Annotated in this window: 10 protein-coding genes; 9 read left to right on the forward strand and 1 reads right to left on the reverse strand. The window is 65.8% G+C overall.

All coding sequences use genetic code 11. The features are described from left to right. The first annotated feature begins 176 nt into the window (after window positions 1-176). The 4 genes from O1Q03_RS30380 to folE2 all read left to right on the forward strand — a co-directional run bounded on the left by O1Q03_RS30380 (window position 177) and on the right by folE2 (window position 4,300). Complete coding sequence (locus tag O1Q03_RS30380) at window positions 177-470, forward strand: exodeoxyribonuclease VII small subunit (RefSeq protein WP_269507858.1); 294 nt, start codon at window positions 177-179, stop codon at window positions 468-470. Continuing rightward, window positions 467-1,351, forward strand: coding sequence for a polyprenyl synthetase family protein (locus O1Q03_RS30385; protein WP_269507859.1), 885 nt, complete (start codon window positions 467-469; stop codon window positions 1,349-1,351). Before O1Q03_RS30380 ends, O1Q03_RS30385 begins: the two co-directional genes overlap by 4 nt. 81 nt (window positions 1,352-1,432) lie before the next feature. Further along, entirely contained in the window at window positions 1,433-3,337 is a 1,905-nt protein-coding gene (gene dxs / locus O1Q03_RS30390) for a 1-deoxy-D-xylulose-5-phosphate synthase (protein ID WP_269507860.1), read from the forward strand. Between the two features lie 153 nt (window positions 3,338-3,490). Next, window positions 3,491-4,300 carry a GTP cyclohydrolase FolE2 gene (gene folE2 / locus O1Q03_RS30395; RefSeq protein WP_269507861.1) on the forward strand — a complete coding sequence of 270 codons (810 nt, stop codon included), beginning with the start codon at window positions 3,491-3,493 and terminating at the stop codon, window positions 4,298-4,300. 87 nt (window positions 4,301-4,387) lie between these two features. On the opposite strand, the gene tsaD is transcribed toward folE2, so the two are convergent. Next, window positions 4,388-5,428 (reverse strand): tRNA (adenosine(37)-N6)-threonylcarbamoyltransferase complex transferase subunit TsaD, encoded by a 1,041-nt coding sequence (tsaD, locus tag O1Q03_RS30400; RefSeq protein ID WP_269507862.1) that lies wholly within the window; start codon window positions 5,426-5,428, stop codon window positions 4,388-4,390. Between the two features lie 121 nt (window positions 5,429-5,549). On the opposite strand from tsaD, the gene O1Q03_RS30405 reads away from it, so the two are divergent. From O1Q03_RS30405 to rpoD, 5 genes are all read left to right on the forward strand, one after another. Further along, complete coding sequence (locus O1Q03_RS30405) at window positions 5,550-6,779, forward strand: NAD(P)/FAD-dependent oxidoreductase (RefSeq protein WP_269507887.1); 1,230 nt, start codon at window positions 5,550-5,552, stop codon at window positions 6,777-6,779. A gap of 106 nt (window positions 6,780-6,885) precedes the next feature. After that, a complete protein-coding gene (gene rpsU / locus O1Q03_RS30410; RefSeq protein ID WP_269507863.1) occupies window positions 6,886-7,098 on the forward strand; it encodes a 30S ribosomal protein S21 in 213 nt (70 codons plus the stop codon). A gap of 180 nt (window positions 7,099-7,278) precedes the next feature. Further along, a complete protein-coding gene (locus O1Q03_RS30415; RefSeq protein WP_059524656.1) occupies window positions 7,279-7,725 on the forward strand; it encodes a GatB/YqeY domain-containing protein in 447 nt (148 codons plus the stop codon). Between the two features lie 72 nt (window positions 7,726-7,797). Next, complete coding sequence (dnaG, locus tag O1Q03_RS30420) at window positions 7,798-9,675, forward strand: DNA primase (protein ID WP_269507864.1); 1,878 nt, start codon at window positions 7,798-7,800, stop codon at window positions 9,673-9,675. A gap of 88 nt (window positions 9,676-9,763) precedes the next feature. After that, window positions 9,764-12,178 carry an RNA polymerase sigma factor RpoD gene (gene rpoD, locus O1Q03_RS30425; RefSeq protein ID WP_269507865.1) on the forward strand — a complete coding sequence of 805 codons (2,415 nt, stop codon included), beginning with the start codon at window positions 9,764-9,766 and terminating at the stop codon, window positions 12,176-12,178. The last annotated feature ends 35 nt before the right edge of the window (window positions 12,179-12,213 follow it).

The raw sequence follows: 12,213 nt of genomic DNA on the forward strand, positions 1-12,213 counted from the left end.
GGCCAGGATTAAGTGCCTGATTTGTGTCAATTTTTTGTCGGGTTGCGTCCGATTGGCGCACAATGTGTGCCTAGGAAGGGGCCCGACTGCGTGCCCGGGCGCCCAAGTCGGCAGGTCGGAAAATTCTCTTTTGCCGTAGAATGTCCGACTTGTTTTGAAATTTGACACCCTCGTCCATGGCGAAAACCGCATCCCCAGGCGCCACCCCGCCCGACAACGGCACCGAACCGTTGCCGGACAACTATGAAACGGCGCTCGCGGAACTCGAGACGCTGGTCGCCAGGATGGAAGGCGGCGCGCTGAGCCTCGAGGATTCGCTCGCCGCGTATCGCCGCGGTGCGGCCCTCGTTGCGTTTTGCCAACAGCAGCTTGAGAAAGTGGAGCAGCAGGTCCGCGTGCTCGACGGCGCGACGCTGAAGCCGCTTTCGTCCGGAACGGCCGCCACGGACAGCGAAGACGACGATCTATGACATTCGAACAATGGATGCGGTCCGTGCTCGACCGCGTCGAGGACGCACTCGGCCACTATTTGCCGGCTGACAACGTGGTGCCCACGCAACTCCACGAAGCGATGCGCTACGCGGTCCTCGGCGGCGGCAAACGCGTTCGCCCGCTGCTGTGCCATGCAGCAGGCGAGCTGACCGGCGCGACGGAAGCGGCGCGCAACGCGGCGGCGGCGGCGCTGGAGATGATCCACGTCTATTCGCTCGTGCATGACGACATGCCGTGCATGGACGACGACGCGCTGCGGCGCGGCAAGCCGACCGTGCACGTGCAGTACGACGAGCCCACGGCGCTGCTGGTCGGCGACGCGCTGCAGTCGCAGGCCTTCGTCGCGTTGACCGACGCCGATGCGCTGTCGCCCGTGCAGCAGGCGGCGCTGGTGCGCGAGCTGGCGCTCGCGAGCGGCTCGATCGGCATGGCCGGCGGTCAGGCGATCGACCTGGCGAGCGTCGGCCTCAAGCTGACGCGCGAACAGCTCGAGACGATGCACCGGATGAAGACGGGCGCGCTGTTGCGTGCGGCCGTGCGGATGGGCGCGCTGGCTGGCGACGCGCCGTCGGCGGAAGCGATGGCTGCGCTCGATGTATACGCGGGCGCCGTGGGTCTTGCCTTCCAGGTCGTCGACGATATTCTCGACGTCACGACCGATTCGGCGACGCTCGGCAAGACGGCCGGCAAGGATGCGGCAAACGACAAGCCGACCTACGTATCGATCCTCGGCCTCGACGCGTCGCGCGAGCTCGCAGCCCAGCTGCGCGCCGAAGCGCATGACGCGCTGAAACCGTTCGGCGCACGCGCACAGCGTCTCGCCGAACTTGCCGACCTGGTGGTGAACCGGGTCAGCTGACGCGAAAGCCCGCCGCTGCGCACACGCTACGGTGCGTGCAATAGAATGCGGGCGCGTTTGATTTCCTACAATGGAACGACGATGTACGACTTGCTGAAAACCATCGACGACCCGGCGGATTTGCGCCGCCTCGATCGTCGCCAACTCCAACCGCTCGCGGATGAACTGCGCGCGTTCGTGCTCGACAGCGTGTCGAAGACGGGCGGCCATCTGTCGTCCAACCTCGGGACGGTCGAGCTGACGATCGCGTTGCACTACGTGTTCAACACGCCGAACGACCGGATCGTCTGGGACGTGGGTCACCAGACCTACCCGCACAAGATCCTGACGGGTCGCCGCGACCAGATGCATACGCTGCGCCAGTACGACGGCATCTCGGGTTTCCCGCGCCGCAGCGAGTCGGAATACGACACGTTCGGCACCGCGCATTCGAGCACGTCGATCTCGGCCGCGCTCGGCATGGCGATCGGCAGCCAGCTGAACGGCGACGACCGCTTCTCGATCGCGGTGATCGGCGACGGTGCGATGACGGCCGGCATGGCGTTCGAGGCGATGAACAACGCGGGCGTGTCGGAAGATGCGAAGCTGCTCGTGATCCTGAACGACAACGACATGTCGATTTCGCCGCCGGTCGGCGCGCTGAATCGCCATCTCGCACGCCTGATGTCGGGCCGCTTCTATGCGGCCGCGCGCGCGGGCGTCGAGCGGGTGCTGAGCGTCGCGCCCCCGGTGCTCGAACTCGCGCGCAAGCTCGAGGAGCATGCGAAGGGCATGGTCGTGCCGGCTACGCTGTTCGAAGAGTTCGGCTTCAACTACATCGGCCCGATCGACGGTCACGATCTCGATTCGCTGATCCCGACGCTGCAGAACATCCGCGAACTGCGCGGCCCGCAGTTCCTGCACGTGGTCACGAAGAAAGGCCAGGGCTACAAGCTCGCCGAAGCCGATCCCGTGCTCTATCACGGCCCCGGCAAGTTCAACCCGGCAGAAGGCATCAAGCCGTCGCCCACGCCCGCGAAGAAGACGTACACGCAGGTGTTCGGCGAATGGCTGTGCGACGAAGCCGAGCGCGATACGCGCGTGGTCGGCATCACGCCCGCGATGCGCGAAGGCTCGGGCATGGTCGAATTCGAGAAGCGCTTCAAGGATCGCTACTACGACGTCGGCATCGCCGAGCAGCACGCGGTGACGTTCGCGGGCGGTCTCGCGACCGAAGGGCTGAAGCCCGTCGTCGCGATCTACTCGACGTTCCTGCAGCGTGCGTACGATCAGCTGATCCACGACGTCGCGCTGCAGAACCTGCCCGTCGTGTTCGCGATCGACCGCGCGGGCCTCGTCGGCGCCGACGGTGCGACGCACGCGGGCGCATACGATCTCGCGTTCATGCGCTGCATCCCGAACATGACGATCATGGCCGCGTCCGACGAGAACGAATGCCGCCAGATGCTGCACACGGCGCTCCAGCAGCCGAACCCGACCGCGGTGCGCTATCCGCGCGGCGCGGGCACGGGCGTGGCGACGGTGAAGGAATTCACCGAGATCCCGCTCGGCAAGGGCGAAGTGCGTCGCCGTACGTCGCAGCCGGAAGGCAAGCGCGTCGCGATCCTCGCGTTCGGCACGATGGTCGCGCCGTCGCTGGTGGCGGGCGAAGAGCTCGACGCAACGGTCGCGAACATGCGCTTCGTGAAGCCCGTCGATGCGGCGCTGGTGCGCGAACTCGCCGAGACGCACGACTACCTCGTCACGGTCGAGGAAGGTTGCGTGATGGGCGGTGCGGGCTCCGCCTGCGTCGAAGCCCTGATGGAGAGTGGGGTTATCCGACCCGTAATACAATTGGGCCTCCCTGACCAGTTCATCGATCACGGCGACCCCGCGAAGCTGCTGTCGCAATGCGGCCTCGACGGCGCGGGCATCGCGAAATCGATTCGCGAACGCTTCCTGAGCCCGGCGGCCGATGTCGCCGGTCAGGCGAAGCGCGTCGCGTAAGCTGGCGCCGCCTGCGGGCGGTGTCGGTGCGACTGGCGCAACCGGTCTTCATTGATGCGGAAAACATGGGCCTGCGGGCCCATGTTGCTTTTCCGGCTGCCGCATGGCGCGGCGTGCGCGTCGTCGGACGCGCGGCTTACAAGGATTGAACAAATGAACCAGATGAATCCCGCCTTCGTGATGCCCGACGTGCAGAGCACGGTGGATACCCGGCAGATCCCGATTCAGCGCGTGGGCGTGAAGGCGGTCCGGCATCCGTTGACGGTGCGTACCGAAAGCGGCGACGTGCAACCGACGGTCGGTGTCTGGAATCTCGACGTGCGCCTGCCGGCCGATCAGAAGGGCACGCACATGTCGCGCTTCGTCGCGCTGCTCGAAGAGAATCGCGCGCCGCTGACGGTCGAACGCTTCCGCGCGATGCTCGCATCGATGCTCGAGAAGCTCGAAGCCGAGGCCGGCCGCATCGAAGTCACGTTCCCGTATTTCGTGAACAAGACGGCGCCGGTGTCCGGCGTGCAGAGCCTGCTCGACTATGAAGTGACGCTCGCGGGCGAAAGCCGCAACGGCGACACGCGCCTGTTCCTGAAGGTGCTCGTGCCGGTAACGAGCCTGTGCCCGTGCTCGAAGAAGATCTCCCAGTACGGCGCGCACAACCAGCGCTCGCACGTGACGATCGATGCAGAGCTGGCCGCCGACCTGCCGGTCGAGGCGCTGATCCGCATCGCGGAAGAGGAAGCGTCGTGCGAGCTGTGGGGCCTGCTGAAGCGTCCGGACGAGAAGTTCGTCACGGAGCGTGCGTACGAAAACCCGAAGTTCGTCGAGGATCTGGTGCGCGACGTCGCGCAGCGTCTCGATGCGGACGAGCGCGTGATCGCGTACGTGCTCGAAGCCGAGAACTTCGAGTCGATCCACAATCACAGCGCGTATGCGCTGATCGAGCGCGACAAGCGCGACGCGGCATAACGCTGCGGCGTTTTGTCGCGCCAATGAGAAAGGCCGCTCGAACGAGCGGCCTTTTTGTATCGTGCTCGCGGCGTCGCGTGGCGCGACTCAGCGTGCGAGCGACGCAAGATCCCAGCGCGGCTTCACCGTGAACGCGTAGTCGGCATTCGCCTGTTCCGGCCAGCGGCCGAGCCGCAGTGCGCCGGCGAGCGCGATCATCGCGCCGTTGTCGGTGCAGAGCGCGAGGTCGGGGTAGTGCACGGCGAACCCGCGCTTGGCCGCAGCGGCCGATAGTGCCGCGCGCAACTGACGGTTCGCGCCGACGCCGCCCGCCACCACCAGGCGCTTGAGCTTCGTCTTCTTCAGCGCGGCGAGCGACTTCGCGACGAGCACGTCGACGGCCGCATCGACGAAGCCGCGCGCGAGGTCGGCCTTCGCGCGCTCGAGCGCGTCGCCTTCGAGCTTCGCGGCCTCGAACTTCTTCATCTGCGTGAGCACGGCCGTCTTCAGGCCGCTGAAGCTGAAGTCGAGATCGCCCGAATGCAGCATCGGACGCGGCAGCACGACGGCGCCCGGCGTGCCCGTTTCCGCGAGCTTCGATACTTCGGGGCCGCCGGGGTAGCCGAGGCCGATCAGCTTCGCGGTCTTGTCGAACGCTTCGCCGGCCGCGTCGTCGAGTGTCTCGCCGAGCGTCTCGTACACGCCGACGTCGGTCACGCGCATCAGTTGCGTATGGCCGCCCGACACGAGCAGCGCGATGAACGGGAACGGCGGCGGCTCATCGACGAGCAGCGGCGACAGCAGGTGGCCTTCGAGGTGATGGATGCCGACGGTCGGCTTGTTCCACGCGAGCGCGAGCGCGTTCGCGATGCTCGCGCCGACCAGCAGTGCGCCCGCGAGGCCGGGGCCCTGCGTGAAGGCGATCGCGTCGATGTCGTCGCGGTGCGTGCCGCTTTGCGCCATCACTTCCTCGAGCAGCGGCAGCGCGCGGCGGATGTGGTCGCGCGATGCGAGCTCGGGCACGACGCCGCCGTATTCGCGATGCATCGCGATCTGCGAATGGAGCGCGTGCGCGAGCAGGCCGCGCTGCGTGTCGTAGAGCGCGAGGCCGGTTTCGTCGCAGGAGCTTTCGATGCCGAGAACGAGCATGGGTGCGGGCAGGGCGCGCCGTATCGGGCGCGCCGCAGGATGGTCAACGTAACCAGCAATTATAGCAGGCGGGGGCTGGCCGCCGCTGCGGGCGGCTCGGGCTGCAGGCCGGACAGGTACAATCCGCGCCATGGAAACTTATGACATCGCCGTGATCGGCGCGGGCGCCGCCGGAATGATGAGCGCCGCGGTCGCCGGGCAACTCGGCCGCCGCGTGGTGCTGATCGACCACGCGCCGCGGCTCGCCGAGAAAATCCGCATCTCGGGCGGCGGCCGCTGCAACTTCACGAATCTGTACGCCGGCCCCGACAACTACCTGTCGTCGAATCCGCATTTCGCGCGCTCGGCGCTCGCGCGCTATACGCCGCGCGATTTCCTCGGGCTGCTCAAGCGGCATCACGTCACCTGGCACGAAAAGCACAAAGGTCAGCTCTTTTGCGACCACGGCAGTGACGCGATCATCGACGTGCTGAAGCACGAATGCGACGCGGGCGGCATCGCGTGGCGCCGGCCCGTGGTCGTCGACGCAGTGCGCCATGCGCCGGAGCACGGCTTCACGCTCGACACGCAGCAGGCGGGGCCGATCCGCGCACGCGCGCTGGTCATTGCGACGGGCGGCCTGTCGATCCCGAAGATCGGTGCGACGGACTTCGGCTATCGGCTCGCGAAGCAGTTCGGCCACAAGCTCGTCGATACGCGGCCCGCGCTCGTGCCGCTCACCTTCGCGCAGCAGGACTGGGAGCCGTTCGCGGCGCTGTCCGGCGTGTCGCTCGAGGTGCGCGTGTCGACCGGCGACAAGAAGCGTGGCGGCGAATTCGTCGAGGATCTGCTGCTGACCCATCGCGGCCTGTCGGGGCCCGGCATCCTGCAGATCTCCAGCTACTGGCAGTCCGGCGACCCGATCCGCATCGACCTGCTGCCGCAGCGCGACGCAGTGGCCGAGCTGCTCGACGCAAAGCGCACGTCGAAGCGCCAGATCGGCTCGCTGCTCGCGGACTGGGTACCGTCGCGTCTCGCGCACGTCTGGCTCGACACGCACCGCGTCGCGGCCGATGCGCGGCTCGCGGACCTGGCCGACAAGACGCTGCGCCAGATCGGCGATGCGTTGTCCGGCTGGACGCTGACGCCGAACGGCACCGAGGGCTACAAGAAGGCCGAGGTGACGAAGGGCGGCGTCGATACGCGCGAACTGTCGTCGGCGACGATGATGAGCGCGCGGGTGCCGGGGCTGTTCTTCATCGGCGAAGCGGTGGACGTGACGGGCTGGCTCGGCGGCTACAACTTCCAGTGGGCGTGGGCGTCCGGCACGGCAGCCGGCCAGGCGGCGGCGGAGTTCGCGCGCGGCGCGTGACGGCCCGCGGGCGGCTCGTGGATGAAGGGACCCGGCCCTTATGTCTTTGTGCGGCGCTCTGCTATACTCGTAAGTCTTCCCCGCAAACCTTTATTCGTGTCGGATCATGACGATCATTCGCGTTAAAGAGAACGAGCCGTTCGAAGTCGCCATGCGTCGCTTCAAGCGCACGGTCGAAAAGAATGGTCTGCTGACCGAGCTTCGTGCGCGCGAGTTCTACGAGAAGCCGACCGCCGAACGCAAGCGCAAGAAGGCTGCCGCGGTGAAGCGTCATTACAAGCGGATCCGCAGCCAGACGTTGCCGAAGAAGCTGTACTGAACGATTGAGCGCCGCGCGATTCACCGAGCGGCGCACCGGCGATTCCGCAGGTCGGTTACGATCGCGGGGCGTGTCGCCGATGCCGGATTCGAGCAACCCGCTTGAGACATTGTCCCAAGCGGGTTTTTGTGTTGACGCCTTTTGCGGGCGTCGAAGTCACACTTCCATCCCGGGTGCAAGATGAGTTTGAAAGAGCAGATCAGCGAAGACATGAAGGCCGCGATGCGCGCGAAGGAAAGCGAGCGTCTGGCGACGATTCGCCTGCTGATGGCCGCGATCAAGCAACGCGAGGTCGACGATCGCGTGACCCTCGACGATGCGGGCATTACGGCCGTGATCGACAAGATGATCAAGCAGCGCAAGGATTCGATCAGCCAGTTCGAGGCCGCAGGCCGCGACGATCTCGTCGCGAAGGAACAGGCCGAACTGACCGTGCTGGGCGCGTACATGCCCGCGCAACTATCGGACGCCGAAGTGGCCGCCGAAGTGCAGGCCGCGGTCGCGGCCACGGGCGCGGCAGGCCCGCAGGACATGGGCAAGGTGATGGGCGTGCTGAAGGGCAAGCTCGCCGGCCGTGCCGACATGACGGCCGTTTCCGCGCAGGTCAAGGCCGCGCTTTCGAAGTAACTCCCGCTTCCCGGCGCGTCGCATGCGCGTGCGCCGGGGCATCGTATTGTCTTTTTTTCGGTCGATCCCACGGTGATTCCGCATTCGTTCCTGCAGGATTTGCTGAACCGCGTCGATATCGTCGACGTGGTGGGCCGGTACGTGCAGCTCAAGAAGGGCGGCGCGAACTTCATGGGGTTGTGCCCGTTCCACAACGAGAAGAGCCCGTCGTTTACCGTCAGCCCGACCAAGCAGTTCTATCACTGCTTCGGCTGCGGCGCGCACGGCACGGCGATCGGCTTCCTGATGGAACACGCAGGCCTGACGTTCCCGGAAGCGGTCCAGGAGCTCGCGCAATCGGTCGGCTTGACCGTGCCGCACGAGCCGTCGATGCGCGGCGGTGGTGGCGGCGGTGGCGGCGGTGGCGATTACCCGGCGCCCGTATCGAAGTCGGTCACGACTGCGCTGTCCGACGTGATGTCGGCCGCGTGCGACTACTACCGCAAGCAGTTGCGCGGCGCGACGGTCGCGATCCAGTATCTGAAGAACCGGGGCCTGACCGGCGAGATCGCCGCGCGCTTCGGGCTCGGCTATGCGCCGGACGGCTGGCAGAACCTCGAAACCGCGTTCCCGGACTACCGCGACGATTCGCTCGTCGAATCGGGGCTCGTGATCGTCAGCGAGAAGACCGACGGGCAAGGTGTCGCGCGCCGCTATGACCGGTTCCGCGAGCGGATCATGTTCCCGATCCGCAACGTGAAGGGGCAGGTGATCGGGTTCGGCGGCCGCGTGCTCGGCAGCGGCGAGCCGAAGTACCTGAACTCGCCCGAAACGCCGCTGTTCAACAAGGGCAGCGAACTGTACGGGCTGTTCGAGGCGCGTCTCGCGATTCGCGAGCGCAAGTACGTGCTGGTCGTCGAAGGCTACATGGACGTCGTCGCGCTCGCGCAGCTCGGGTTCCCGAACGCGGTCGCGACGCTCGGCACGGCGTGCACGCCGATCCACGTGCAGAAGCTGCTGCGCCAGACCGACACGGTCATCTTCAGCTTCGACGGCGATTCGGCCGGCCGGCGCGCGGCGCGCCGTGCGCTCGAGGCATGTCTGCCGCATGCGGCGGACAACCGCACGATCCGATTCCTTTTCCTGCCGTCCGAGCATGATCCGGACAGCTACGTACGCGAATTCGGCGCCGACGCGTTCTCCGAGCAGGTCGAGCGCGCGATGCCGTTGTCGCAATTTCTGTTGAACGAAGCAATTGCCGGCAAGGCGCTCGATCAGCCGGAAGGCCGCGCGAAGGCGCTGTTCGATGCGAAGCCGCTGCTGCAGGCGCTGCCCGCGAACGCATTGCGGGCGCAGATCATGCACATGTTCGCCGACCGGCTCGATATCCCGTTCGAGGAAGTGGCCGGGCTATCCGACGTCGATGCGCGGATCGCCGCGCCGCCGCGCCAGGCGCCCCCGCGCAGCGAACGGCGGCGCGTGACCGACAGCGAAAAGCGGGCATTGCGCACGCTCATCATGCATCCGCGGATCGCGTCGCAACTCGACGACGACCAGATCGCGACCCTGCGCGCGCTGCCGCGCATCGGCGAGTTGTTCGCCGAGGTGGTCGATCATGCGCGCGCGCTGGGCGACGGCGCCGAGTTCCGGCTGCTGTCGGATGTCCTGCGGACGTCCCCGCATGCGGCGACTTACGAGGAAATCTTCCGCGAAATTCTGGACTATGATGAAAATGTCCGCGACTTGCTGTTACAGAATCCGGAAGACGAGACGGTGCCCGAGCGGCAGCGTGAACAGGAACGGATCGCGGGGGAAGAGCTGCAGGCAGCGGTGCTCAAGATGCGCTATGACGCTTGCTGCGACCGGCTCGACAGGCTGGCGCGGCAATCCACTTTCACACCCGAGGAACTGGCCGAATTGACGGAATTGAACCAGCAGCGAACCGACATGAAGCGTCGGCTCGGGCTGTAGGCGGCCGGGGCGCCAGGAGAGGGCTCCCCCGCGTGCTATAATATAAGGTTTCCAGCGGTTTGTTTTCTAAGCAGAGGCGAAATTCGCGATGGCAAAGACGACAGGCGGAAAGAAAGCAACGGGCAAGGGCTCGACGGAGCTGACCACGAAGGTCACAACGGCCAAGTATGCTTCTTCCACCAGGACAACGTCTTCGGTCACGTCAGCCCCGGCGGGAAAGAAAACCGCGGCCGGCACTGCTCAGGCTGCGCCGGCGTCGGCAGCCAGAACACGGGCTGCCAGACCCGACTCCGGGCCGGCCCAGCCGGCGGCGAAGCGGGCAAGTGCGAAAAGCGCAAGGGACACGACTGCCGCCGCGGACGAAACGGCAGTACGTACTACTCATGCACCAACGGTTCAACCGGCTGTCGTCCAGCAGCCGCGAGTCGATATAGCCGGTACGGCGAACTCCATGACCAAAAAGCTGAACGAAGTATCCGTCGATGACGACGCAAATCAGAGCGACGAGCAGCCCGCAGCCGCGGCTGCCCCGGGCAAATCCAAGGTGCGCGACCGTCGCGCCAAGGAGAAGGCGCTGCTGAAGGAAGCGTTCGCGACGAGCACGCCCGGCACGGCCGAGGAGCTCGAAGAGCGCCGCGTGAAGCTGCGCGCGCTGATCAAGCTCGGCAAGGAGCGCGGCTTCCTCACGTATGCCGAAATCAACGACCACCTGCCGGACAACTTCACCGAGACCGAAGCCCTCGAAGGCATCATCGGCACGTTCAACGACATGGGCGTGGCGGTTTACGAGCAGGCGCCGGACGCGGAAACGCTGCTCCTGAACGACAACGCGCCGGCCGCGTCGTCGGACGATGAAGTCGAAGAGGAAGCGGAAGTCGCGCTGTCCACCGTCGATTCGGAATTCGGCCGCACGACCGATCCGGTCCGGATGTACATGCGTGAAATGGGCACGGTCGAGCTGCTCACGCGCGAAGGCGAAATCGAGATCGCGAAGCGGATCGAGGACGGCCTGCGCCACATGGTGATGGCCATCTCCGCGTGCCCGACGACGATCGCCGACATCCTCGCGATGGCTGAGCGCGTCGCGAACGAAGAGATCCGCGTCGACGAGCTCGTCGACGGCCTGCTCGATCCGAATGCCGCGGACGCCGCCGATACCGACGGCTTCTCCGCGAAGGAAGCGGAAGCGATCGAGAACGAGGACGAGGACGCCGAAGAGGAAGAGGAAGAAGAGGAAGAGGAGGAAGACGACGGTGCCGCGCAGGCATCGGCGAACGCCGCCCAACTCGAAGCCCTCAAGCGCGCGTCGCTCGAGAAGTTCTCGCAGATCAGCGAGTGGTTCGACAAGATGCGCCGCGCGTTCGAAAAGGAAGGCTACAAGTCGAAGGCCTACCTGAAGGCACAGGAAACGATCCAGACCGAGCTGATGACGATCCGCTTCACCGCGCGTACCGTCGAACGCCTGTGCGACACGCTGCGTGCGCAGGTGGACGAGGTGCGTCAGGTCGAGCGTCAGATCCTGCACATCGTCGTCGACAAGTGCGGCATGCCGCGTTCGGAATTCATCGCGCGCTTCCCGGGCAGCGAGACGGACCTCGACTGGGCCGAGAAGATCACCGCGGAAGGCCATCCGTACAGCGCTGTGCTGTCGCGTAACGTTCCGGCGATCCGCGAACAGCAGCAGCGCCTGCTCGACCTGCAGGCGCGCGTCGTGCTGCCGCTGAAGGACCTGAAGGAAACCAATCGCCAGATGGCGGCCGGCGAACTGAAGGCGCGTCAGGCGAAGCGCGAAATGACCGAGGCGAACCTGCGTCTCGTGATCTCGATCGCGAAGAAGTACACGAACCGCGGCCTGCAGTTCCTCGATCTGATCCAGGAAGGCAACATCGGCCTGATGAAGGCGGTGGACAAGTTCGAATACCGCCGCGGCTACAAGTTCTCGACCTATGCGACGTGGTGGATCCGTCAGGCCATCACGCGCTCGATCGCGGACCAGGCGCGCACGATCCGTATTCCGGTTCACATGATCGAAACGATCAACAAGATGAACCGCATCTCGCGGCAGATCCTGCAGGAAACCGGTCTCGAGCCGGATCCGGCAACGCTCGCCGAGAAGATGGAAATGCCGGAAGACAAGATCCGCAAGATCATGAAGATCGCGAAGGAGCCGATCTCGATGGAAACGCCGATCGGTGACGACGACGATTCCCATCTCGGCGACTTCATCGAGGACAACAACACGGTCGCGCCGGCGGATGCCGCGCTGCATGCAAGCATGCGCGACGTCGTGAAGGACGTGCTCGATTCGCTGACGCCGCGCGAGGCGAAGGTGCTGCGGATGCGCTTCGGCATCGAGATGAGCACCGATCACACGCTCGAGGAAGTCGGCAAGCAGTTCGACGTCACCCGCGAGCGGATCCGTCAGATCGAGGCGAAGGCGCTGCGCAAGCTGCGTCACCCGAGCCGTTCCGACAAGCTGAAGTCGTTCCTCGAAGGGAACTGATTTCCAGCGTCTCTGCCACGAACGCCGCCGGTATC

Source organism: Burkholderia sp. IMCC1007, from assembly GCF_027257875.1.
In the GTDB taxonomy this organism is placed as follows: domain Bacteria; phylum Pseudomonadota; class Gammaproteobacteria; order Burkholderiales; family Burkholderiaceae; genus Burkholderia.